Here is a 23,490-nt window from a genome sequence, read left to right as displayed (position 1 = left end):
GTTACGGCTGGTCGCCCATGCCTAACAAGCGCTGAGCGTAGTCCTCGAAAGGCGGGCCAAGCAAGTCTTCCGGCCGGTTGTTATGGAAGGTGAGCAACCCGCCCCGGCTGCGAATAGTGGCAGTATCGATCAGATAACGTGTACTGGTCTCGATCAGCATCATCTGCACCACGCCGCTGTCGATGCCCAGCCGGTCCACGGCTTCCTGATCAGACCATTCGTCCAGGTTGCCGATACGGTCATCTGCCCTGGCGAAACGCGTGTACAACACATAGTGCGCACCCACACCCCGTGCTTCGGTCAGCGCCTGTTCAAGGCCCTCAGGCTGTTCTGCACGACGTACCATGGGGAAGTATTCAACAAAGCCTTTGAACGCTTCCTCAGCCACTACGTTAGGCCGAGGGTACGCGCCACCGGGGGGAACGAATGAACCCTGGGCAATGTAGATAAAGGAGTCTGGCTGCAGCCGGAAGTTGACTGAACGGCGGGTCTGGCTGTGGTCAAGCACGCCGGCGTCGCTAAGCTGGTCCCGTGCTACTACGCCCATGTCACTCACACTCATGCAACCGCTCAACAGCAGCATTGCCAGTACAGCACCCAACCTTTGCATTGCGTTCTCCAAATGCCGCGACGGAAACCCGGCGAATGAAGACCCCAATGCAGCTTTTGCGCCAACCGCGTTGCGCTAGCCGCGTTGCGCTAGGCCTTGTTTAAAACAGATGCAGGTACCACAGGCCTGCGCAGCACGACCTGCAGGTAGAAAATGCCCATTACCAGCACCAGCAGCCGGTCCAGCCAGTGACGGTTGCTGCTCTGCAACCTGCGGTTGAACACCAGCAGCTCCAGCCCATGCAGTAGCAACAGGCTAATGCCAGCAAAGGAGATAAGCGCGGAAAAAGGTTTGGGGAAAGGCGACACTAGATTCAGCAGTACGAGCCACCACCCTAGAAGTGGCAGCAGGTAGGCAACGCCAGAAGCGATTGTGGGAAACCTCATGGGGCGGGGCCTCGCAGCCGTTTCGGTAAAGGGGGTTACTCTACCGAAAAAGCTGCGAGGCGTCCTGTCAGCGGTTCAGCCGCAGTTCCACTCGACGGTTCTGCGCACGGCCTTCAGGCGTGCCATTGTCCGCCACAGGTTGGCTTTCGCCATAGCCCTGGCTGCTCAGCTTGGCCTGGGCCACGCCGTGCTGGGTCAGGAAGTCCACCACGCTTTGGGCGCGGCGTTCAGACAGGCTCTGGTTGTAACTGTCACTGCCTACGCTGTCAGTATGACCCTCAACCTTTACGCTGACGATGTCAGCCGCGTTGAGGCGATCCAGCAAGCCCGTCAACTGGCTTTGGGCCTCTGCGGTCAGGTTGGACTTGTCAAACTCAAACAGCACGTCACCCGCGTCGCTCAGGGTGATGACTTCTTCCTTGGGCGGCTGAGGTGGTGGTGGCGGTGGCTCTACCGCAACAGGCGCTGGCAGCGGCGGCAATGGGCAACCGTTGTGGGATACCGGTGTACCGCGTGGCGTGTCGGGGCAGCGATCACGGCGGTCAAACACGCCATCCCCGTCCTGGTCACCGTCCTGCGCGTAACAGATCAAACCGCCGGTAATCACACCCAGCACCCCTCCCCCTGCAGCCCAGGCGCTGCTTTCCAGCGCGCCCAGCCCTGCACCTGCTACACCCCCGATGGCACTGCAAATGGGCCAGTTCCCTTGGTTCAGCGGCGCAGTACCATCACTGTGCGATGCGCACCCTGAGAGAACACTACTGACCAGAAGAACGGGCAACAACGCCCGCACGATTGTTCTCATCGTTGTAACTCCTGTGTCGCCGGCCGGTGCCGGTCATTGGATTAAAGCCCAAGGCAGGTCGCTCTGCCGAAATACAGGCAAATTGATTGCGCACTAGGCGGGAAGTTTCCAGGACGTTAGTCTTTGTTTTCTAAAAGAGGACATGCGGCATGACCCTTTCAACCCAAACGCCCCAGCAGGCACTGGCGGCAGTGCTCGACGCGCACCCACCCGAACGCCTACTGGTGGTGGCTGCCGGGCGCTTTCCAGCGCTGGATGCCTTCATGGAAACGCACCCCCACACGGTGCTTGGCCTGGCAGGCCCCGGCGCCCTGCCACCTGAGTTGGCAGGCGAGCGCTTCGACCTGGCGGTGGTAGTGGACTGCCTGGAACACCTGACCCTTCGCCAAGGCCAGCAACTGCTGGGTGGTATCCGCAACTTGAACGCCAGCCGCCTGGCCGTGCTGGCTGACCTGGGTGCGAGCCCCTGGGCTGAGACAGACTTTTATGCCTTGGCCCTGCAAAAAACCGCAACCTTTCAACGAGACACGCAAACCCTCGGGCTGTTCACTTATGATGTGCGCGAATACAAACAAGCGCCGGACTGGCTCAACGCGCGCTTCTGGGCCAACCCGCAGCACTTTGACAAATATTGGTGGTAACCATGGCAACGTCGGTATGCCCCTGCGGCAGTGGCAGCTTTCTAGAGGCCTGCTGCGGGCGTTTTTATGAGGATTACTCAGCGCCAGATGCCCAGCACCTGATGAGGTCCCGCTATAGCGCCTATGTGCTTGGACGGGTGGACTACCTAGTCGCCACTACGCTCCCTGCTCAACAGGGCAAGCTCGACCGTGAAGCCATGGCCACATGGAGTGCCCAAGCCACCTGGCTAGGGTTGGAAGTAGAAAGCGCCGAGGTGATGGGCGGCACGCCTGAGCACGCTCGGGTTACCTTCGTTGCCCGTTGGCACGATACTCAGGGCGAACACAGCCACCGAGAACGCTCCGGCTTCGTTCAAAACGCTGGCCGCTGGTATTTCATCGACCCCACAGTGCCGCTGGTTGCCGGCCGCAATGACCCCTGCCCTTGTGAGAGCGGGCAGAAATTCAAGAAGTGTTGTTCGGGCTATGCAGGGGCCTAAGGCACCAGCTTCAAATGCGAAACATCCGGCACCACTGCCACGGTTTCAATCTCAGCCGTCACCAAGTCAGCGCCCGCCGGGGCCAGGCTCAACCGGCTCAGGTCCAACGGCGGTGGCGGCACTGGCGCAGCTTGGGGCTGCATCAAGGCGCCGGGTTCGGCCACCGGGTAGTCGGGGGCATCCACGTCCACAAAGGCCGCCATGTAGCGATCTCTGGGTGTGACCTGCAACCGAGGGCCAGCGACCGAAGCCAGTGGCGGTGGAGGGGCCAGTTCAACGTGCTCCACAGAAGCGGTTTCTTGAACATAGGCAACAGCCCCTGCCTTGGCCATGGCCTGGCGGAAACGCTCAGCCGCCGCGGCCTCCAGGCCGCCCTTCAACACCAGGCGGCGGCCGGAAAACAGCAACGCGACGCGCTCGGCATCGGCGCGGAACAGTTGCCCAACACTGGCCTTCACGGTTTCAACCGGCACGCCTGGCATGCATTCACCTCTGAAAGCAATCTCGTACAGCGCCATGCTATGGTCTCCTGTAAATCGGCACGGTGTTCTTCAATGGACACCCCTGGGAGGCGGTAGATGCAACGAAACCACCGCAACGCAAGGTTCATGCTGCTGGCCCTTCTGCTCGGGTTGGGGGGCTGCTCTACCTGGCTCACAGGTAACTATGAAGACCCGGAAGTACATCTCAAGCGTGTGGAGGTGGTCAAGGCGAAGCTGCTGGAACAGCGTTTCAAGCTTCATTTCGTGATCGACAACCCCAATGACGAGGACTTGCCCGTGCGCGGCCTTACCTACAAGGTAAGCCTGGAAGGGCTGTTGCTGGCCGAAGGCGAAGATGACAGCTGGTTCAGCGTACGTGCCCACAGCCGGGCCGTCCATGTGGTAGAGGTACGCACTAACCTGTGGGAGCACCTCAAGCCCCTGGCCAAACTGCTGCGCCACCCGGACAGGCCGTTGCAGTATCGGCTGGAGGGTGAGCTGCGCACCGGGTTATTATTCGGCCACAACCTTTCCCTGCGGCGAACCGGTGAACTCACCCCCGCAGGCCTGCTTCTGGAGTAGTGCAGATGTCGCAACAACCTCACGTTCATGGCCCGGATTGCAATCACGATCATGATCATGCTCATTCCCATGACCACGGCCATCATGGGCATGTCCACGGCCCGCATTGCAACCACAGTCACGAACCCCAGGAACCTGTCCGCAACGCATTGAAGGACGTGGGCCGCAATGACCCCTGCCCGTGCGGCAATGGCAAGAAATTCAAGAAGTGCCACGGCGCTTAAGCCTGAACGGCTGCCAGCAGCTTTCCCGCTTCCAAATAAAAGGCCCATCACGCGATGGGCCTTTTATTATTACGCGAAGGTTTACTCGGCCTTGCTCTGCACCGCACCCGCCGTGTTATCCATCAGGCTCTTGGTCGCCGTTTGGATGAACGAATCGAGCTTATTGCGCAGGGCCGGAACGTCAGCGGTTTCCGGGATCAGCTCGGCCTTGGGTTCAGGGCCAAAGTTGTAGCGGTACAGCTTGGGCTCCATGTCACGGGACTCGATCAGGATACGGTCACCGCTCACGATGGCCACACTCTGCTCGCTGCCCGAAGGCTTGATAATGCCAAAGCCCTGGTCACCCTGCTGCAAGTTGAGCAGGTCCCGGCCCCAGCACTGGTGCTGCGTTTCGCCACCCAGCCGGCCCATGATGGTCGGCACGATGTCCACCTGGGTGCCCACCGTGTGGTTCACGGCACCAAATTTCTCCTGGATGCCTGGTGCAATCAACAGCAGCGGAATGTTGAAGCGGCTCAAGTCCATCTCAGTCAATTGCCGCTCGTTACCAAACCCATGGTCGCCCACGATCACGAACAACGTCTGGTTATAGTACGGCGATTGCTTGGCTTTTTCGAAGAACTGCCCCAGGGCCCAATCCGAATAGCGCATGGCGGTCAGGTGCTGGTCCAGGTTGCCACGGCCGGTGACCGGCGCCACAGGCAGGTTGGTGGGCAAGGCATAAGGCGTATGGTTGGACAAGGACTGCAACAGGGCATAGAACGGTTGGCCCTGCCCGGCGAGCTTGTCCAGCTCCTCGTTGCCGCGGCTGAACATGTCCTGGTCCGACACGCCCCAAGTAGGGTCCGAGAAGACTGGGTTTACGAAGTCGTCACGGCCGATAAAGGTGGTCATGCCTTGGTTGCTGAAGAACCCGGACTGGTTATCCCAAGCAAAATCCCCGTTGTACACATACACGTCGTTGTAATCGCGCGGGCTCAGCATCGCAGGCAAGCCGGAAAGCTTATGGCTGCCCTCAGGGGTTTGCATCAGGTATTCGAAACCAGGCAGGTTGGGGAAGCAGCCCATGGTGGCGAACATGCCTTGGTGCGTGTGGGTGCCGTTGGAGAAGAAGTGATCGAACAGCAGCCCTTCTTTACTGAGCTTGTCGAAGTACGGCGTGATATTGGCGTCATTACCCAACGCACCCACGGAATGGCCAGCAAAGCTTTCCAGCAGGATCACCACCACGTTGCGGATTGGCAGGGTATTGCCTGCAGGTGGCGTGAATACCCTGCGTACAGCGGCGCTGTCGGTGTCGATCAGGCGCTCGTTGGGCGTCACCAGCATGTCGCGGACGGTACGCGTCGCCTGGGCCTGGGGCAGCGTGGCCTGCCAGATGTTGTCGCGGTCCTCGGACAGGCGGCTCTTGGCTGCCGTGGCCAGGGTCAGCACGCCGTTGAGGCCCAGTTGGTTGGCGAAGTTCGAGTCCGTGGTATAGGCGTCGCCCCAGCGCAGCGGAGGGCCCTGGCGCAAGGTGCCGCGCACGGCCACAACAGCCAGAAGCAGTACCACTACAAAGACTGCCGTGCGGCCATACCAGGGCGCGCTTGTGCGGCCAGCCACTGCCACCTGACGTGGGCGCGTTGCCCGGTCGATGCCTTTGAACACCAGGCTCAGCAGCAGGGTGCCCACGGCCCAAGCGATGAGGTAACGCACCACGGGGTAACCGTACCAGATCATGCTGAGCACGGTTTTCGGGTCTTCTTTCACGTACTGGAACACCAGGCCATTAAGGCGCTGGTGGAACTCTCGATAGAAGTCCATTTCCAGCAGGCCTGCGAACATCGACAGGCTGGCCGTGACCGTCAACCAGGCGCGGAAAAACCCGCGCGCTGCCATGGCGCGAGCGCTGAGCACCGCCAATAGCAAGGGCACCAGCAGGTACACCACCACGCGCAGGTCAAAGCGCAGGCCGTTGACGAACCCTTCTGCAAGGGCGGACGTAGAGGCGTCCCCTGCAGACTCCAGGTTGTACGCCAGAAGGGCTGCACGCAGGCCGCTGAACAGCACCATCAGGGCCAGGCCGCACAGCAGCGTGTAAGCAAGGTGAGACTTCAGGGAAGGCCGAGGCGCGCGCGCGGGCGTGCGGTCAGGGCGCTGAGCATCCAGGGTAGCCATGTGGGGTCGGGTATCCGTACAAAGGTGGTCGATCAATAAGCGAAGCGGCACCCAAGCCTGCGACAGCCGGTGTGAAAATTCTGTTCACCCCGGTGGCGCTGGCTTGGTAACACTCACTCAGTTGTTGCTGGGTTTATTGACGGCCTGCAGCACATATTGCGGAAGTGCAAAGGCGCCCAGATGAATCTCCGGGTTGTAGTAACGCGTCACAATACCGCTGCCTGCAAAGCGGGCACGCAGCGTTTCCAGCGGCAACTTGCGGTATTCCGGGCGGGTGGCGCCCCAGGCGAAGGTCATGGCCCCGCCAATGTAGGTGGGCACTGCGGCATGGTAGAAATGCCAGTCGGCGAACAACCCGCGCAGGCGACCGGCCGTGGTACGAACGCCGTCCAGCTGCATGAAAGGCGTACCGTTCTGGGTAACCAGAATGCCGCCCTCATTAAGGCAACGATGGCATGCCTGATAGAAGTTTTCGGTGAACAATATTTCACCCGGCCCGATGGGATCGGTGGAGTCCGAAATGATCACATCGAATTTTTCTTCAGTGGTCGCCACGAAGCGCATGCCGTCATCGATGACCAGGTTCAAGCGAGGGTCTTCGAACGCGCCTTTGGAGTGGTCAGGCAGGAACGTCTTGCACATTTCTACCACGGTGCCGTCGATCTCTACCATGGTGATGTGTTCGACACCGTGGTGCTTGGCCACCTCACGCAGCATGCCGCCATCGCCGCCACCAATGATTAAGACGCGGCGAGCGGCGCCATGGGCGAAGATCGGCACATGGGTGAGCATCTCGTGGTAGATGAACTCATCGGCCTCGGTCGTCTGGATCACGCCATCCAGGGCCATTACGCGGCCCATCACCGGGTTCTGGAAGATCACCAGGTGCTGGTGGTCAGTGCGCACCTCGTGAAGAAGCTTTTCCATACGGAACCGCTGGCCATAGCCCTCGTAAAGTGTTTCCTGATAGTCGCTCATGAACAGGTCCCCTGCTAATCGGCGGCAGCAGGTGCCACCGGGGTAAGAAAGGGGCGCATTCTAGTACGTGAACGGTGACAAGGCTAACCGTGTGCCTATCTGAGCTTTCCCCGCGGCCCCAAGATCGCCCAGATAATCAAACCCAGCACCGGCACAATGGCGATCAGCAGTACCCACAGCACTTTGATGCCCACCTCCTCGCCGCTTTTAAGCACGTGAAGAATGGCCCAGATATCCAGCGCCAGAACGATAAGGCCGAACAGGCCATTGAAAGTAGCACCCATGACGCACTCCAGTAGGCAGGTACCGGCATTAGGCCGTTTGCCGCGCTGGCGGTTCCGTTACCCCGCCTTCAGCGCCTCTAGTGCAGGGGCTGCGTAAATATGCGCCTGCTCGCAGAGCTGTAGCACCTTGGGCAGGTCATTGTGGTAGACCAGCACTGCCTGTAGTTCCGTGTCCAGAACGCGGCTGAAGTTGAGCAGGACATAACCGCCTACCTCTTTGTTCATGCTGGACAACTGGATCTGCAGGCGGTTGACAGCCACCTGAGGCTCGACGCGCATCAGCTGCTTGGGCTTGAGGTTGAAGGGCACGCCCGGGCCGAAGGAGGCCATGATCTGCTCTAGCAGTTCCGGATAGCTGTCGGCCTGAAACAGTACGGTGTCCGGCAGGCTGCCTACAATCACCCACTCACCAAGGGGAATAGGGAAGCTGTCGTCGTAGTTGATGTCCGGGTTGGCCGCCAGGAAGCCATCAGGGTCGGCATAGGCAGCAGCCGCTTCGTCGGCCACCCGGGCAATATCGGCGTCTGTCATGCAGCCGGAGCTGATGCACGTGAGGAGTTCAATCAAAAGGCTTTGCATGGGGTCCAGGTTTCATTGGAGAAATACCAAGGATACCAGCCCCACACCTTCAGTGAGCCAAGGCTTCAAGCTGTGCAACTGTGGCCTGTGCGCCCATTGCCCTGGCCGCGCCCAACGCATCGACGCCTGCGCGGTCACGCGCCTGGAGATCGGCGCCCTGTTCCAGTAGCCAGGCCACCAGCTCGGTGCGGTTGAACATGGCGGCCATCATAAGCGCGGTACGGCCATCTGCTGCGCAGCCGTTTACATCGGCCCCATGTTCGATAAGCAGTTGTGCCATCGCTTGGTTGCCTTTGAATGCGGCACCGGCCAGTGGCAACTGGTTCTTGTCGTTAGCGATGTTGGCGTCGGCACCCCCTTCCAACAACGTGCGCGCCGCGGCCAGGTGCTCGTGGTAGCTGGCAAGCATCAGGAGCGTATCGCCATTGTGGTTACGAAGGTTGGCGGGCACGCCCTTCTCCAGCAGTTTTTGCAGCATGTCGGCATCGCCTTTTCGAGCCACATCGAACACTTGGGCTGCAAATTCGGCAGCTTCGTCTTCGGTCATTACGTGAGGGGCAGTTGAATCAGGCATTGAAGGCTCCAGCCAGAACAGTTTGCCACAGTGTTCCTGAGAGACAGACGGTGGGTCAACCGCTCGTCAACTGAAGCGCTGAGCACGGAATTTAAATGCCAAATGATGTCATATACACACTATCCGCTGAAGTGTGATGCCCATCACGCAAAATGCATACTCCCCTACCCCTCACCTTGCAGATTGCACGAACGCGTAAAAATCCTTCCTTAGCCAAGCCATTGAAAAACAAGGATTTTATTTTTTATAGGTACTTGGCACATTCGCTGCAACCTTCCTTGCATCGCCAGCTGGTCAGCCAGCCCACTCGAAATGCCAAGGAGTCGCCAGATGGAATTCCTCCAAGAAAAATTCGCTAGCCTGTTTTCGGAATATGACGTGATTGCCCAGCCTCGCCCGGATGGTGCAGTCCTGCTGACTCTACGTGGCGAGGACGGCCGTCAAACCCGCCGCTCCATCTCTTACTCCCAGCTCAATACGCCAGAGCAGCTGTCTTGGGTAATCAGCGCCATTCGCCGTGACCTGGCAGGCGAAGTCAGTCAGCTCCCAGAAATCCATTTGCTGCAAAGCCAGAACCGCTTCGCCCTGCCGACTTACCATTCGGTCTAAGCGAAAGGTCTGCCGCCAACGCTTGGCATTTGGGCAGATAGCAACCACGAAAAATCCGCCACCGGCCCTCCCACCACGCTGTAACAGTGGACCGGCTAATGGCGGATTTAGTTTTACATAAGCGTTTAAAAAGCCCTTGGCTCAATAGACGTAAAGGTCGCCACCACTGGATGCAAGGTGTCCAGCTTCTCCTCTCGCGCCAACCCGCACACGGCCATTCCTGCAGCACTTGCAGCCTCCAGCTCCTCGCCTATATCAGACAGGAACAGTACGTGCTCTGGCGGCAATCCCATGGCTTGCGCAATGTCCGTATAACTAGCCTGAGCCCGCTTGCCACCACTGGTGGTGTCGAAATAGCCTGAAAACAGGGCTGTCAGGTCACCCGCTTCGGAATAGCCAAATAGCAGCTTTTGCGCTTGGACCGAGCCGGAGGAATATACATACAGGTCATACCCCTCATCCTTCCAGCGCTTCAACGCTGCCACGGCATCCGGGTACACATGGCCCTTGAGTTCACCGGTCTCGTATCCCCGCTGCCACACGATCCCTTGGAGCGCTTTGAGTGGCGTCACTTTGCGGTCTTCGCTCATCCACCCTAGAAGAATGTCGACGACCCGTTCCAGGCTTGCACCCTGCTCGCCTGCTTCGGTACGCACCGCCGCGATCTGAGCAGCGACCTGCGGATCATGCGCCTGCTCACGCACAAACCCAGGCAATTGGCGAACGGCGTAGGGGAACAACACGTCGTACACGAATTTGACCGAGCTGGTGGTGCCTTCGATGTCGGTGAGTATGGCCTTGATGGGCATTGAGAGCATCCTTCAGTCATCCAGGCGTGGAAAGTGCTTGGCGATGGGCTCACCCGTGAAGTTGGCCACCCAGCCTTCGGCATTGTTGAACAGGCGAATGGCTACGAAGTGAGGGTGTTCCCCCATATCGAACCAATGGGGTGTTCCGGCAGGCACGGAAATGAGATCGTTCTTTTCGCACAGCACGGCGTAGACGTATTCACCCAAGTGCAAGGTGAACAGGCCACGACCCGCCACAAAGAAACGGACTTCGTCCTCACCATGGCGGTGTTCTTCCAGAAACTTGGCACGCAGTGCGGCTTTGTCCGGGTGGTCGGCCGCCAGGCTGATCACGTCCACGGTCACGTAACCGCATTCGGTCATCAGCCGGTCGATCTGCGCACGGTACGCATTAATCACAGCCTCTTGGCTGGCGCCGGGCTGTATGGGCGCGGCCGCCTCCCAGCGCTCGAACCGCACGTTGTGTTCAGCCAAAGTGGCGGCAATGTCTTCAACGTGGGTCAGCACTTTGTTCGGCAGGCTTGGGGTGCTTTCGTGGTAAACGGTCAGGCAGCTCATCGGGCAGCTCCTTGTGTACGCCGTATCAACGTACGGCTCGCATCTTCAATTCACATTCGAACAGGAACTCGAAGGCTTCCACCTGGCGCAGGGCGTCTTGCATGCTTGCGCCCCAGGTGTACAAGCCATGGCCGCGGATTAGATAGCCAACGCAGTCCGGGTGCTCGTCCAGCCAAGGCTGTACACGGCTGGCCAGGCGCGCGATGTCTTGGTCATTCTCGAAAATCGGCACCTGCACTGGGCTTTCATGGGTGGACACACCGCTGAAAGCTTTTTGCAGCTCGTAATCCTCGAACACCAGCACAGCTCCGGAGGTCACACGCGACAGCACGGTCGCGTTAACCGAATGGGTGTGCAGCACGGCGTTGATACGGGCATCGCAGCTGTACAGCTGGGTATGGAGCAGGGTTTCGGCAGAGGGCTTTTTGCCCGGCTCCAGGCTATGGCCTTGCATGTCGGTGGCCAGCACATCGTCCAGGCCCAACGCCCCTTTGTGCTTGCCGGAAACGGTCAGCAGGGCTTCACTGGCGGACAGCCGTGCAGAGTAGTTGCTGCTGGTGGCCGGGGACCAGCCTCGGGCATACAGAAAACGGCCCGCTTCGATGATCTGCCGGGCAAGGGTATCGCGGTCTGGGATCATACCGGTTCCTTCTGGGTAAATAGGACCATCATAACGGCTGCGGCAAAGGCCGCCAGGCTGGCTAGCGCGAAGGTGCCGAACGGCCCCAGGGACTGCCAGACATGGCCGGAATACACCGCGCCCAAGGCGCCGCCTACACCTGCCAGCGCGGCGTACAGCGCCTGGCCCTGCCCTTGGTAGCGCAAGCCAAAGGTGGTACGCACTTTTTGTACCGCCGCAGCATGGAAGCTGCCGAAGGTCGCGGCATGAAGCACCTGGGCCACTACCAAAACCCCCACGTTGCTGGCGAACCCGCCCAGCAGCACCCAGCGAACAGCAGCCAGCACAAAGCTCACCAGCAGCACGGTATTGACGGGCCAGCGTGCAAGCAACCGGGCCATGCCCATAAACATCAGCACCTCGGCCACCACACCCAGGGCCCAGCACAACCCAATGGCAAGGCTGCTATAGCCCAAGGTGGCCAGGTGAATGCTGAAAAAGGTGTAGTACGGCCCATGGCTGAGCTGCATTAGCCCCACACACAGGTAAAAGGTAATAACCCCTGGCTGGCGCAAGCGTGCCACAAAGCCATCACCTGGGTATGGCGGGCTGGTTTCGTCTGCTTCACGCGCAGGGGCAGGCACCCAGGCACTGGCCAACAGAATGCCGGCCATGATCACCAGTATCGTGGCTGGGTAATCCCCCATGCCGCGCCATTCGAACCAGCGCCCCAGCAGGATGACCGCTGCAATAAAGCCAATGGAGCCCCACAGCCGTACCTGCCCATAACGGGTGGGCTGGGTACGCAGGTGGGCCAAGGTAATCACTTCGAACTGGGGCAGTACCGCATGCCAGAAAAACGCATGCAAGGCCATCACCAGTGCCAGCCAGGCATAGCTGTCGCCAAGGAATACCAGGCTGAAGCTGAGCAAGGTGGCCGCAGCGCCCAGCCGTACGATGCGAAGGCGATGGCCGCTGCGATCGCCTAGCCACCCCCACAGGTGCGGGGCGATGCAGCGCATCACCATGGGAATGGCCACCAGTTCGCCAATGCGCGCAGGAGCGAACCCTAGGTAGGCGAACCAGGGCGCTAGAAACGGCGCAGTGCCGCCCAGCAGGGCGAAATAGAACAGGTAGAAGCCGGACAGCCGCCAGTAGGGAACGGCCATGCTGTCAGGCCAGGCCGAGCAGGCGCGCGCAGGTCATGCCTGCTGGCCCAGCACCGGCGTGCCTACCCGAACATCGGCGTTCTGCCCACGGTGGCGCAGCAGCTGGTCCAGCAGCACGATGGCCATCATGGCTTCGGCGATAGGCGTTGCACGAATGCCTACGCAGGGGTCGTGGCGGCCTTTGGTGATCATGTCCACCGACTGCCCGGCCGCGTCGATGGACTGCCCTGGCGTGGTAATGCTGGACGTAGGCTTGAGCGCCAGGTGAGCCACGATGGGCTGGCCTGACGAGATGCCCCCCAGCACCCCACCGGCATTGTTGCCCACGAACCCTTCGGGGGTGAGCAGGTCCCGGTGTTCACTGCCACGCTGGGCGACGCTGGCAAAGCCTGCACCGATCTCCACGCCTTTGACGGCGTTGATGCTCATCAAGGCATGGGCCAGGTCGGCGTCCAGCCGGTCGAAAATGGGCTCGCCCAGGCCAGGCATCACGCCTTCGGCCACCACGGTGATTTTCGCGCCAATGGAATCCTGGTCACGGCGCAGCTGGTCCATGTAGGCCTCCAGTTCCGGCACCTTGGAGGCATCGGCACTGAAAAAGGCATTCTGCTCCACCGAGTCCCAACTTACGAAAGGGATATGGATAGGCCCTAGCTGGCTCATGTAGCCACGCACCTGTATGCCCAGCGTGGCCAGGTATTTCTTGGCAATGGCCCCCGCCGCCACCCGCATGGCCGTTTCCCGTGCCGAGCTGCGACCGCCCCCACGGTAGTCCCGTACACCGTATTTGTGGTGATAGGTGTAGTCCGCATGGGCGGGGCGGAACACGTCCTTGATGGCTGAGTAGTCCTTGGACTTCTGGTCGGTGTTGCGGATCAGCAAGCCGATAGGCGTACCCGTGGTATGGCCTTCGAACACCCCGGAAAGGATCTCGACCTCGTCGGCTTCCTGGCGCTGGGTGGTGTGCCGGCTAGTGCCTGGCTTGCGGCGGTCCAGGTCACGCTGCAGGTCCGCAACGTCCAGCGGCAGCCCTGGTGGGCACCCGTCGACGATGGCCAGCAGGCCAGGGCCATGGCTTTCGCCTGCGGTGGTGACGGTGAACAGCTTGCCGAAGGTGTTGCCAGACATGCGAGGCGCTCCGCGAGATGAATCTGCATGAAACATGGGGCCGGCCAGTATACGCAGGGTAGCGAGGCAGTTCACCCTTTGCCGAACCCTGCCGAGCCGCTTCGGTCCAACCCTTCCTCTGCCCACACGGTCCACGATGTTGCGCTTCTTTATCTTGCTTGCTGCCTTGTTCACCAGCCTGGCCCAGGCTGCCCCCGCTTCCATCCTGCAACGGCCCATTGACCTGGACACCGGCACAGGCACGTTGCACGGAAGCCTGCTGCTGCCCCGCGCCAAGGGCCCGGTGCCTGTGGTGCTGATGATTTCCGGCTCTGGTGCCACCGACCGGGACGGCAACAACCCCGATGCCGGGCGCACTGACAGCCTGAAAAAGCTGGCCTGGGCCTTGGCGCGTGCCGGTATCGCCAGCGTGCGCTACGACAAACGCGGCGTGGCCAGCGGCCTGCCCCTGGCCCCCGACGAGCGAACGCTGAGCGTGGAGGGCTACGTGGCCGATGCCCAGGCCTGGGCTCGGCAACTGTCCGCCGACCCACGGTTTGGCCCGCTGACGCTGGTCGGCCATAGCGAAGGCGCCCTGATCGCCACCTTGGCAGCCCCGGGTACTAAAGCCGTGGGCGTGGTGACTTTGTCTGGAAGCGGCCGGCCCATCGACCAGGTATTGCGAGAGCAACTGAGCGAACGCCTGCCACCAGAGCTCTATGCCCGCAGCGAGCAGCTGCTGGATTCGCTCAAGGCCGGCCAAGTGGATGAGCAGGTGCCTGAGCCTCTGCAAGTAGTGTTCCGCCCTAGTGTGCAGCCCTACCTGATTTCTCTGTTCCGCCAGGACCCCGGCAAAGCGTTCGCGGGGCTGAAGGTGCCGGCGCTGATCGTCCAGGGCGAGCACGACATTCAGGTGGGTGTGAAGGACGCCGATGCCTTGGCCGCCGCCAACCCGAAGGCGCGCCGGGTGATCATTCCTGGCATGAACCACGTGCTGCGCATCGTGCCTTTGGACATGAAGCAACAACTGGCCTCCTACAACAACCCTAACCTGCCCCTGGCGGCAGGCCTGGCGCGGGAACTGGCCAGCTTCGTCAACGTGAACCGCTGAGCTAGGCTTCAGCTCTGGGCTGGATGGCCGATACCCTCCTTACAGGAGGACTGTCACCATGTCTGATACACCCCTTAACGAGGCACCGGCCGAAGCGGCTACCCCCGCCCCCGGTGCCGACCTGCCATGGGGCGATGTTGCCCCAGAGCACCTGGAAGTGCTACGCCTGGCTGCCTTGCCTACAGACCGCACAGCAGGCCTGCGGCCCTTGCGGTTTGTGCAATATGGCTGGGCAGAACGGCACAGTGAGCGCTACAGCTTGCTGCGGCTGGTGATCAACCTGCCAGGCCAGCGCGTACGCAAGGAACAGAATTGCCTGGATGTCTGGGCCGATCATCAGGAACGGCGCCTGTTCACGCTGCCGGAAACCCTCAGTATCGAACCGGCCAACCGTGGCCTGGGTCGTTTTCTACTGGCCCAGGCGGCTACCTGGGCAAAGGGGCGCTGGCCCGCCTATCGCCTGGACAGTATCGAGCTGCCTAACCGCGACGCGCTGGTGGAAGACACTCGCCTACGGCGTGACCATGTGCTGCGCACCCACGGGTTTGATGTGGTGTACGAAGACGCCCAGCACCTCAAGGGCAGTGTAAAGCCAGTGACCGTGAATGAGCTGCTGCCCAACTGGAACGGTGACAAGCTGCAGCGGATGGACACGCTGGAAACCGCCGCGCTGCTGCAACAGGCCGACAAAGGCTTGCAGGAGCAGGAGGTGAAGCTGCGCAAGCATGAGGAGCGCCTCAACAAGTACCGGCGTGAAGATGGCAGCTTGCGGTTTACCATCGCCTGTCTGATTGCGTTTGCGCTGTTCCAGGCCGCGCTTTTGATCTGGATTGCCACTCACCGGTAGCCCTTACGGCGGTGCCTATGTCGTTCATTCCCGGGCTTTGCCCGGTCCCACAGGGTTGAACTGCGCTGCACGTGTGGGAGCAGGGGCACCCTGCGAACTGGCGCCACGCGCGATGCCAGCCGTAAACCCAGTGCCTGTGCCTTTCGTTCCCGGGCTTTGCCCGATCCCACAGGGTTGAACTACGCCGCATGTGTGGGATCAGCAGGCACCCTGCGAACTGGCGCCACGCGCTATGCCAGCCGTAAACCCAGTGCCTGTGCCTTTCGTTCCCGGGCTTTGCCCGATCCCACAGGGTTGAACTACGCCGCATGTGTGGGATCAGCAGGCACCCTGCGAACTGGCGCCACGCGCTATGCCAGCCGTAAACCCAGTGCCTGTGCCTTTCGTTCCCGGGCTTTGCCCGATCCCACAGGGTTGAACTGCGCCGCATATGTGAAAGCAGGGGGCACCCTGCGAACTGGCGCCACGCGCTATGCCAGCCGTAAACCCAGTGCCTGGGTCGTTCGTTCCCGGGCTTTGCCCGGTCCCACAGGGTTGGACTGCGCTGCATATGTGAAAGCAGGGGCACCGCAGTTCACTGTGTGGGAGCAGGGGCACCCTGCGAACGGGCGCCTCGCGTTACACCAGCCGTGCACCCAGCGCCTGCACATACTGGCGCAGCAGCGCGCCCTCCCCTTCGATGTGCACGGCCAAGCCATCGATCTCCCGGCGTGGCGGGTAGGCTTTGCGCAGCGCATCGAAGCGGGCACGTTGTTGAGCGGCATCGCCGGCCAGGCTGAGCCGAAAACGGGCGTCGTCGCTACGGGGGTCGTACACCGCACGGCATAGCATGGCCAGCGCCCAGGCGGGGTCGGCGCTGCCATTGAGGGTAAGGCCCGGCAATGCCAGTGGCGGCAGCAGATTAGCCAGAGAAACGCTAGGTTGCACGCCAGCCGCTGCACAGTAAGCCCGGTAGATCGCTTCGGTGCCCCGTTGCCGCCCCTCCAGGCTGTAGCCCGCGATGTGAGGCGTGGCGATGGCGCACAGGTCGGCCAGCGCCTCGTCGACCGCAGGCTCGTGTTCCCACACATCCAGCACCGCCTGAAGGTCATCACGGGCCAGCAGTACCCGCTTGAGTGCAGTGTTGCTGACCACAGGCCCACGGGCCGCGTTGATCAGCCAAGCGCCCTGGCGCAGGCGTTCAAGTTCGGGGCTGCCCAACAGGTGCCAGGTTGCATCAGGGCCGGTCTTGGTGAGCGGCGTGTGCAGGCTGATCACATTGCAGTGTTCGATAATCTCATCCAGGCTACAGAAGTCGCCGCCCTCTGCCGCCTGTCGCGGCGGGTCACACACCTTCACCTGCCAGCCGAACCCACGCAGCACACTGGCCAGCCTGCCGCCCACCTGCCCTGCACCCACGATGCCATACGTGCGCTCGGGCAAGGCGGCGCCGTCCAGCTCAGCCAGGGTAAACAGGCTACTGATCACATAGTCGACCACGCCACGGGCATTACAGCCTGGCGCGCTGGCCCAGGCAATGCCTTGCTGTTGCAGCCAGGACACATCCAGGTGGTCGGTGCCAATGGTACAGGTACCCACGAACCGCACACGGCTGCCTTCCAGCAGCGCCGGAGTGACCGGGGTCACGGAACGCACCAGCAGCACCTCCGCATCACGTACGTCGCTGGCGGCCAGGGTGCGCCCTGGCACTCGGCGAAGTTCGCCAAAGCCTTGGAAGAAGGCGTCAGCCAAGGGGATATTTTCGTCAGCAACGATCAGCATCGAGGGACCTCTGGGCGCTTACTACGCCTTTTTGCGAATCCAGTAACGATAAGTGCCCGCCGCCTCATCCTGGCCGACCAGTTCGTGGTCCAGAAACGCACAGAACTTGGGAATGTCGCGCCGGGTGGACGGGTCGGTGGCGAGCACTTTCAACAGGCCGCTGGGCGGCAGGTCACGCACGGACTGGTGCAGCATCATCACCGGCTCCGGACAGTTCAGGCCAGTGGCGTCAAGTACCGCATCGACGTTCAGGTGTTCAAGGGTATCAGGCATGGGCTACATCTCCCCGTGGGCCGCTTTCGGTACATGACTCTTGTTGCGTGGCTCTCGTTGCATGGACAAGAGCATCAGGTATCCAACCGGCGCAGGTGGCAGGTCACTTCCTCACGGTCGTGGTACAGCTGCTTGCAGCCGATGGCCACCTTGATACGGCGCGCCTGGAAGCCCTCACGAATGCGGTCCAGCAAACGACGCACCTCCGCATAGCGCTGCTTCATGGGCAGTTTGAGGTTCACCACTGCCTCACGGCAATGCCCTTCCCCCAGCCAGGTTTCCAGCAACGCCGCATTGCGGGCGGGTTTTTCCACGATATCGCACACCATCCAGTCCACCGGTGGCCGCGGTGCATAGGTAAACCCGTCGGCCATCAGGTGCTTGACCAGGCCGGTGTCCATCAGGCTCTGGGCCATGGGGCCGTTGTCCACGGCGGTCACCAGCATACCCCGGTTCACCAGTTGCCAAGTCCAGCCCCCCGGTGCAGCACCCAGGTCCACGGCGGTCATGTCGCTGTGCAGGCGGTCGTCCCATTGGTCACGAGGAATGAAGTGGTGCCAGGCCTCCTCCAGCTTGAGGGTGGAACGGCTCGGGGCTTCGCGAGGAAACTTCAAGCGAGGAATCCCCATGGGCCACATGGCACTGTTCTGCTCCTCGGCCACGCCCAGAAACACCTCCCGGCCGCTGATAAACGTTAGCAGTAAACGGGTGCCAGGCGGGCCGGACCGCAGCTTGCCAGCCTTTTCCAGCGCCTTGCGCAACGGCGCCTCGAACTTGCGACAAAACGTAGACAGTTCCTTGCCGTCGTTGGTGTCCAGCACCTCCAGCCACAGGCTGGTACAGGCTGGGTAGCCTTCGAGCGCCTGGAGCAGCACGCTGATACGGTCGGTCTCCGGTAGGGCCACATAGTGCCCACGCGCCCATTGACGCGGAAAGATCAACTCGCGAAAGCGCAACTGCGCCATAAGCGCGGCAGGGCCTTCGGCGTCCATGCACACGAACTCGGCACATGCCGTGCTGGGCCGGGCCTTGGCGTAACCGGCCACACCCAGCGTGGCCGCGTGCTCGCTGATTTCCGAGCACACTTCGCCCTCGAAACCGGGGCGGCAGTGAAGCAACAAGGTATTCATCCCTACTCCGCAGGCCGCGCCCTGGGGCCTTGCGTTCGGCGCAAGGCGAAGGTGGCGCGGCAAACTGCGGATGATAGCGCAGCCGTCGCCACCATGGGGGCCGGCGTTGCGACCGTTGGAGCAGCCAGGCACACCGTGGGAACCGTGGCGGTGCTGGGAAAGTCCAGTGCAGACAAGCTCAGCCAATGGTCCGTGCCGTGCGGGCCATCAGGAGACCCCTTACATGCCTTCCCTCGATAGCCTGAATACCCTGCATACGCTCAAGGTCGGTGACCGCGAGTACCACTATTTCAGCCTGCCCGCTGCGGCCAAGCAGTTGGGCGACCTGCAATCGCTGCCCATGTCCCTCAAGGTGCTGCTGGAAAACCTGCTGCGCTGGGAAGACGGCACTACCGTGGGGGTGCCGGACCTGCACGCCCTGGCGGGCTGGTTGAAGGATCGGCGCTCGGACCGGGAAATCCAGTACCGCCCGGCGCGGGTGTTGATGCAGGATTTCACCGGCGTACCGGCGGTGGTAGACCTGGCGGCCATGCGCGCCGCCGTGGCCAAGGCAGGCGGTGACCCCCAGCGCATCAACCCGTTGTCGCCCGTAGACCTGGTGATCGACCACTCGGTGATGGTGGACCGCTACGGTAACGCGCAGGCCTTCGAGGAAAACGTCGACATTGAAATGGAACGTAACGGCGAGCGCTATGCCTTCCTGCGCTGGGGCCAGAGTGCCTTCGACAATTTCAGCGTGGTGCCGCCCGGTACTGGCATCTGCCACCAGGTAAACCTGGAGTACCTGGGCCGCACCGTGTGGACGCGCGAAGAGGATGGCCGCACCTACGCCTTCCCCGACACGCTGGTGGGCACTGATTCCCATACCACAATGATCAATGGCCTGGGTGTGCTGGGCTGGGGCGTGGGTGGCATTGAGGCGGAAGCGGCCATGCTAGGCCAGCCGGTGTCCATGCTGATTCCAGAAGTAGTGGGCTTCAAGCTCACGGGCAAGCTACGAGAAGGCATCACTGCCACCGACCTGGTACTGACTGTCACCCAGATGCTGCGTAAGCAAGGGGTGGTGGGGAAGTTTGTGGAGTTCTACGGAGACGGCCTGGCTGAACTGCCACTGGCCGACCGCGCGACCTTGGCCAATATGGCGCCGGAATACGGTGCCACCTGCGGGTTTTTCCCAGTGGATGACATCACCCTGGGCTACCTGCGGTTGTCTGGCCGCCCGGAAGAAACCGTGCAACTGGTGGAAGCCTATTCGAAGGCCCAAGGCCTGTGGCGCGAACCCGGCCAGGAGCCGGTGTTCAGCGCACAGTTGGGCCTGGACATGGGCGAGGTTGAGGCCAGCCTGGCCGGCCCGAAACGCCCCCAGGATCGCGTGCCTCTGGGCCAGGTCAGCCAGGCGTTCAATGACTTTATCGGCCTGCAGCTCAAGCCAGCGAAAAAAGAGGAAGGCCGCTTGGAAAACGAAGGCGGCGGTGGCGTAGCGGTGGGGAATGCCGACCAGGCCGGCGAGGCCACGTACAGCGATGGCACCGCCACCCATGCACTTAAGCACGGGGCTGTGGTCATTGCGGCGATCACTTCCTGCACCAACACCTCTAACCCTAGCGTCATGATGGCAGCCGGGCTGCTGGCCAAGAAAGCGGTGGAAAAGGGGCTGAACCGCAAGCCTTGGGTAAAAACTTCCCTGGCGCCCGGCTCCAAAGTGGTCACCGACTACTACAAGGCCGCTGGGCTGCTCTCTTACTTGGAACAATTGGGCTTCGACCTGGTGGGCTACGGCTGCACCACCTGCATTGGCAACTCCGGGCCATTGGACGCCCCTATCGAAGCGGCTATTCAGCAGGCCGACCTCACAGTGGCTTCTGTATTGTCTGGCAACCGTAACTTCGAAGGCCGCGTACATCCGTTGGTGAAAACCAACTGGCTGGCGTCACCCCCCCTGGTAGTGGCCTATGCCCTGGCTGGTAACGTGCGCATCGATATTGCCAGCGAGCCTTTGGGTACTACACCTGATGGAAAACCTGTTTTCCTGAAGGACATCTGGCCCAGCCAACGTGAAATTGCCGAAGCGGTCGCCAAGGTCGACACCGCCATGTTCCACAAGGAATACGCCGAGGTGTTCACCGGCGATGCCCAATGGCAGGCCATCGACGTGCCCCAGGCGGCGACCTATGTCTGGCAGAACGACTCTACCTATATCCAGCATCCACCGTTCTTCGAAGGGATTGCCGGCCCCCTTCCCGTGGTGGAAGACGTAAAGGGTGCTTATGCCCTGGCGGTGCTGGGAGACTCAGTCACCACAGACCATATCTCTCCGGCCGGCAACATCAAAGCCGATAGCCCGGCGGGCCGTTACCTGCGAGAAAAGGGCGTGGCACCCCAAGACTTCAACTCCTACGGTTCCCGCCGTGGCAACCACGAAGTGATGATGCGCGGCACGTTCGCCAATATCCGGATTCGCAACGAGATGCTGGGCGGCGAAGAAGGCGGCAATACGGTTCACATCCCAAGTGGTGAAAAACTGGCCATCTACGATGCGGCCATGCGCTACCAAACTGAGGGCAGCCCCTTGGTCATTTTGGCAGGCCAGGAGTACGGTACGGGCTCTAGCCGCGACTGGGCGGCCAAAGGCACCAACCTGCTAGGCGTCAAAGCCGTGATCGCGGAAAGCTTCGAACGTATCCACCGGTCCAACCTGGTCGGCATGGGCGTGCTGCCACTGCAGTTTACCGCCGGTGACACCCGGAAAAGCCTAGCGCTGACAGGCCGTGAGCGCTTCGACATTCTCGGCCTGACCAACGCCACCCTCACCCCTCACCTGCCGCTTACCCTGCGCATCACCCGCGACGGCGGCGAAACCCAAGATGTAAGGGTATTGTGCCGGATCGATACCCTTAATGAGGTGGAGTACTTCAAGGCCGGAGGGATTCTGCATTATGTGCTGCGGCAACTGATTGCCTGACTGTACAGGCGCCTGGCTCGCGGATTTTCATGCGCGCCAGGCGCTACCCGCATTGATTAACTGTTGAAACCTGGATCCGCTTTTCGTACATCCGGCCTAAACATTCCCCCGTTCCCGCCGACATGCTCACAAAGCCCCAAGCGGAACCTGCCAGCTCATGCGCAACAACCAGCCCGTCACCCAACGTGAACGTTCCTTCCCCGCCCAGCAGCGGTTGATCTCCACCACCGACACCAAAGGCATGATCAGTTATTGCAACGATGCCTTTGTGGACATCAGCGGCTATAGCCGTGACGAGCTGATCCGCGCGCCTCACAACCTAGTGCGCCACCCGGACGTGCCGTCGGCCGTGTTCGAGCACATGTGGTCCACCCTCAGGAAGGGCCGGCCGTGGATGGGCATCGTGAAGAACCGCTGCAAAAACGGCGACTTCTACTGGGTGAACGCTTACGTCACCCCTGTGCTGGAAAATGGCCAGGTGGTGGGCTATGAGTCTGTGCGGGTCAAGCCCACTGCCGAACAGGTCGGCCGTGCCCAGGCTTTGTACGCCCGGCTCAATGCCAGCAAGCCGGCAATCGCCGCCATAGACCGTTGGTTGCCCGTGGTACGGGACTGGCTGCCGTTCATTCTGGTCAGCCAGGTCGGTTTTCTGATCGGGCTGTGGCTGAACACGGGCTGGGGCTTCGCGGCCGCTGCAGCGCTTTCGGTACCGCTGGGGTTGCTGGGCCTGAGCTGGCAGCAGCGTGGCTTGAAGCGGCTGCTGAAACTGGCGGAACAAACCACCTCCGACCCTCTGATTGCGCAGATGTATACCGACAGCCGTGGTGTGCAGGGGCAGTTGGAAATGTCCATGCTCAGCCAGGAAGCCCGTTTGAAAACGTGCCTTACGCGGTTGCAGGATACCGCCGAGCACCTCAATGGCCAGGCCCGCCAGGCCGACCACTTGGCACACGAAAGCTCCGAAGGGCTGGACCGCCAGAAGGCCGAAACCGAACAGGTGGCCGCCGCCGTGAACGAAATGGCGGCCACCACTCAGGAGGTGGCCAGCCATGTGCAACGCACGGCCGATGCAACCCAACAGGCCAACCAATTGACCCGCCGGGGCCGCGACATTGCCGGTGAAACCCGCGAGGCCATCGAGCGGCTGTCGGCGTCCGTGGGTGAAACCGGGCAGACCGTGACGCGCCTGGCCAAGGACAGCGACGAGATTGGCGGCGTGGTGGACGTGATCAAGGGCATTGCGGACCAGACCAACCTGCTGGCCTTGAACGCCGCCATCGAAGCGGCCCGTGCAGGGGAAATGGGCCGGGGCTTTGCCGTGGTAGCCGATGAAGTACGCCAGCTGGCCCAGCGCACGGCGGAGTCCACTGGCCAGATCCACAGCCTGATCGCCAAATTGCAAAGCACCGCCAACGCGGCCGTGCAAACCATGGAAGCCGGCACCCGCCAGGCTCAGGAAGGGGTGGCTCGCGTGCTGGAAGCGGACCAGGCACTGGTAGGTATCAGCGAGGCGGTGGCCAACATCACCGACATGACCACCCAGATCGCGGCCGCTACCGAGGAACAAAGCTCCGTGGCCGAAGAGGTCAGCCGCAATATCACCACCATCGCCGAGCTGGCAGACCAGACCTCCGGCAAAGCCCAGAGCACGGCCTTGCTCAGCGAAGAACTGACCCAGACCGCAGCCAGCCAGTATTCGCTGGTGGAGCGGTTCAACCGGTAGCGCTGTTAACGGTTAATCTTTGCGGGGG

Annotated in this window: 26 protein-coding genes; 9 read left to right on the top strand and 17 right to left on the bottom strand. The window is 61.5% G+C overall.

The annotated features are described in order from the left end of the window. Position 1: 1 nt before the first annotated feature. The 3 genes from ACSAMW_RS20975 to ACSAMW_RS20965 all read right to left on the bottom strand — a co-directional run bounded on the left by ACSAMW_RS20975 (position 2) and on the right by ACSAMW_RS20965 (position 1,801). Positions 2–610, bottom strand: coding sequence for a DUF4823 domain-containing protein (locus ACSAMW_RS20975; RefSeq protein WP_168081580.1), 609 nt, complete (start codon positions 608–610; stop codon positions 2–4). Positions 611–699: 89 nt separating this feature from the next. After that, a complete protein-coding gene (locus tag ACSAMW_RS20970; protein ID WP_500591910.1) occupies positions 700–996 on the bottom strand; it encodes a DUF1145 domain-containing protein in 297 nt (98 codons plus the stop codon). 67 nt (positions 997–1,063) lie between these two features. Continuing rightward, a complete protein-coding gene (locus ACSAMW_RS20965) occupies positions 1,064–1,801 on the bottom strand; it encodes a PA1041 family peptidoglycan-binding anchor lipoprotein (protein ID WP_500591909.1) in 738 nt (245 codons plus the stop codon). 149 nt (positions 1,802–1,950) lie between these two features. Here ACSAMW_RS20965 and ACSAMW_RS20960 point away from each other — a divergent pair, with 149 nt between their 5' ends. Further along, positions 1,951–2,442 (top strand): DUF6231 family protein, encoded by a 492-nt coding sequence (locus tag ACSAMW_RS20960; protein ID WP_500591908.1) that lies wholly within the window; start codon positions 1,951–1,953, stop codon positions 2,440–2,442. A 2-nt stretch (positions 2,443–2,444) separates the two neighbouring features. Then, positions 2,445–2,921 (top strand): YchJ family protein, encoded by a 477-nt coding sequence (locus ACSAMW_RS20955; protein ID WP_500591907.1) that lies wholly within the window; start codon positions 2,445–2,447, stop codon positions 2,919–2,921. Here the strand turns inward: ACSAMW_RS20955 and ACSAMW_RS20950 are convergent. Continuing rightward, the gene (locus ACSAMW_RS20950; protein ID WP_500591906.1) at positions 2,918–3,439 is read right to left on the bottom strand and encodes a hypothetical protein; all 522 of its coding nucleotides are present in this window, start codon (positions 3,437–3,439) and stop codon (positions 2,918–2,920) included. The genes ACSAMW_RS20955 and ACSAMW_RS20950 overlap by 4 nt on opposite strands. 60 nt (positions 3,440–3,499) lie before the next feature. Between ACSAMW_RS20950 and ACSAMW_RS20945 the strand changes: the two genes are divergently transcribed. Both ACSAMW_RS20945 and ACSAMW_RS20940 read left to right on the top strand, forming a co-directional pair. Beyond that, the gene (locus ACSAMW_RS20945; protein ID WP_500591905.1) at positions 3,500–3,985 is read left to right on the top strand and encodes an LEA/WHy family protein; all 486 of its coding nucleotides are present in this window, start codon (positions 3,500–3,502) and stop codon (positions 3,983–3,985) included. A 5-nt stretch (positions 3,986–3,990) separates the two neighbouring features. Continuing rightward, positions 3,991–4,209, top strand: coding sequence for an SEC-C metal-binding domain-containing protein (locus ACSAMW_RS20940; protein WP_500591904.1), 219 nt, complete (start codon positions 3,991–3,993; stop codon positions 4,207–4,209). An 81-nt stretch (positions 4,210–4,290) separates the two neighbouring features. On the opposite strand, the gene ACSAMW_RS20935 is transcribed toward ACSAMW_RS20940, so the two are convergent. From ACSAMW_RS20935 to ACSAMW_RS20915, 5 genes are all read right to left on the bottom strand, one after another. Continuing rightward, positions 4,291–6,369, bottom strand: coding sequence for an LTA synthase family protein (locus tag ACSAMW_RS20935; protein WP_500591903.1), 2,079 nt, complete (start codon positions 6,367–6,369; stop codon positions 4,291–4,293). Between the two features lie 117 nt (positions 6,370–6,486). Then, positions 6,487–7,347 (bottom strand): polyamine aminopropyltransferase, encoded by an 861-nt coding sequence (gene speE / locus ACSAMW_RS20930; protein WP_500591902.1) that lies wholly within the window; start codon positions 7,345–7,347, stop codon positions 6,487–6,489. 95 nt (positions 7,348–7,442) lie between these two features. Beyond that, on the bottom strand, positions 7,443–7,631 hold the full coding sequence (locus ACSAMW_RS20925; RefSeq protein WP_168081600.1) for a PLDc N-terminal domain-containing protein: 189 nt from the start codon (positions 7,629–7,631) through the stop codon (positions 7,443–7,445). A gap of 57 nt (positions 7,632–7,688) precedes the next feature. Next, positions 7,689–8,210 (bottom strand): hypothetical protein, encoded by a 522-nt coding sequence (locus ACSAMW_RS20920; protein ID WP_168081602.1) that lies wholly within the window; start codon positions 8,208–8,210, stop codon positions 7,689–7,691. A 49-nt stretch (positions 8,211–8,259) separates the two neighbouring features. Beyond that, complete coding sequence (locus ACSAMW_RS20915) at positions 8,260–8,784, bottom strand: ankyrin repeat domain-containing protein (protein WP_500591901.1); 525 nt, start codon at positions 8,782–8,784, stop codon at positions 8,260–8,262. Positions 8,785–9,114: 330 nt separating this feature from the next. On the opposite strand from ACSAMW_RS20915, the gene ACSAMW_RS20910 reads away from it, so the two are divergent. Continuing rightward, positions 9,115–9,393: a DUF3509 domain-containing protein gene (locus ACSAMW_RS20910; protein WP_500591900.1), complete on the top strand. Its 279-nt coding sequence runs from the start codon at positions 9,115–9,117 to the stop codon at positions 9,391–9,393. Between the two features lie 125 nt (positions 9,394–9,518). On the opposite strand, the gene mtnC is transcribed toward ACSAMW_RS20910, so the two are convergent. Genes mtnC through aroC form a run of 5 tightly spaced genes read right to left on the bottom strand, consistent with a single transcriptional unit; the run spans position 9,519 to position 13,676 of the window. Beyond that, positions 9,519–10,202: an acireductone synthase gene (gene mtnC, locus ACSAMW_RS20905; RefSeq protein WP_500591899.1), complete on the bottom strand. Its 684-nt coding sequence runs from the start codon at positions 10,200–10,202 to the stop codon at positions 9,519–9,521. Positions 10,203–10,214: 12 nt separating this feature from the next. Continuing rightward, positions 10,215–10,760 (bottom strand): 1,2-dihydroxy-3-keto-5-methylthiopentene dioxygenase, encoded by a 546-nt coding sequence (locus ACSAMW_RS20900; RefSeq protein WP_500591898.1) that lies wholly within the window; start codon positions 10,758–10,760, stop codon positions 10,215–10,217. A gap of 25 nt (positions 10,761–10,785) precedes the next feature. Then, positions 10,786–11,400 carry a methylthioribulose 1-phosphate dehydratase gene (locus ACSAMW_RS20895; RefSeq protein WP_500591897.1) on the bottom strand — a complete coding sequence of 205 codons (615 nt, stop codon included), beginning with the start codon at positions 11,398–11,400 and terminating at the stop codon, positions 10,786–10,788. Next, positions 11,397–12,548, bottom strand: a complete 1,152-nt coding sequence (locus ACSAMW_RS20890; protein ID WP_500591896.1) for an MFS transporter — start codon at positions 12,546–12,548, stop codon at positions 11,397–11,399. Before ACSAMW_RS20890 ends, ACSAMW_RS20895 begins: the two co-directional genes overlap by 4 nt. A 33-nt stretch (positions 12,549–12,581) precedes the next feature. Further along, positions 12,582–13,676, bottom strand: a complete 1,095-nt coding sequence (gene aroC / locus ACSAMW_RS20885; RefSeq protein WP_168081615.1) for a chorismate synthase — start codon at positions 13,674–13,676, stop codon at positions 12,582–12,584. A 136-nt stretch (positions 13,677–13,812) separates the two neighbouring features. Between aroC and ACSAMW_RS20880 the strand changes: the two genes are divergently transcribed. Both ACSAMW_RS20880 and ACSAMW_RS20875 read left to right on the top strand, forming a co-directional pair. Then, a complete protein-coding gene (locus ACSAMW_RS20880; protein WP_500591895.1) occupies positions 13,813–14,766 on the top strand; it encodes an alpha/beta hydrolase in 954 nt (317 codons plus the stop codon). A gap of 58 nt (positions 14,767–14,824) precedes the next feature. Further along, entirely contained in the window at positions 14,825–15,613 is a 789-nt protein-coding gene (locus tag ACSAMW_RS20875; RefSeq protein ID WP_500591894.1) for a hypothetical protein, read from the top strand. 618 nt (positions 15,614–16,231) lie between these two features. Here the strand turns inward: ACSAMW_RS20875 and pdxB are convergent. The 3 genes from pdxB to rlmM form a co-directional block, all read right to left on the bottom strand. Further along, positions 16,232–17,374 carry a 4-phosphoerythronate dehydrogenase PdxB gene (gene pdxB / locus ACSAMW_RS20870; RefSeq protein ID WP_500591893.1) on the bottom strand — a complete coding sequence of 381 codons (1,143 nt, stop codon included), beginning with the start codon at positions 17,372–17,374 and terminating at the stop codon, positions 16,232–16,234. Positions 17,375–17,395: 21 nt separating this feature from the next. After that, the gene (tusA, locus tag ACSAMW_RS20865) at positions 17,396–17,647 is read right to left on the bottom strand and encodes a sulfurtransferase TusA (RefSeq protein WP_500591892.1); all 252 of its coding nucleotides are present in this window, start codon (positions 17,645–17,647) and stop codon (positions 17,396–17,398) included. 74 nt (positions 17,648–17,721) lie between these two features. After that, the gene (gene rlmM, locus ACSAMW_RS20860; RefSeq protein WP_500591891.1) at positions 17,722–18,777 is read right to left on the bottom strand and encodes a 23S rRNA (cytidine(2498)-2'-O)-methyltransferase RlmM; all 1,056 of its coding nucleotides are present in this window, start codon (positions 18,775–18,777) and stop codon (positions 17,722–17,724) included. Between the two features lie 223 nt (positions 18,778–19,000). Between rlmM and acnA the strand changes: the two genes are divergently transcribed. Further along, the gene (gene acnA, locus ACSAMW_RS20855) at positions 19,001–21,739 is read left to right on the top strand and encodes an aconitate hydratase AcnA (RefSeq protein WP_500591890.1); all 2,739 of its coding nucleotides are present in this window, start codon (positions 19,001–19,003) and stop codon (positions 21,737–21,739) included. A gap of 157 nt (positions 21,740–21,896) precedes the next feature. Continuing rightward, on the top strand, positions 21,897–23,462 hold the full coding sequence (locus ACSAMW_RS20850; RefSeq protein ID WP_500591889.1) for a methyl-accepting chemotaxis protein: 1,566 nt from the start codon (positions 21,897–21,899) through the stop codon (positions 23,460–23,462). Positions 23,463–23,490: the final 28 nt, after the last annotated feature.

Source organism: Pseudomonas sp. AB39(2026) (genome assembly GCF_059831485.1).
This window is presented reverse-complemented; position numbering and strand designations above follow the sequence as displayed.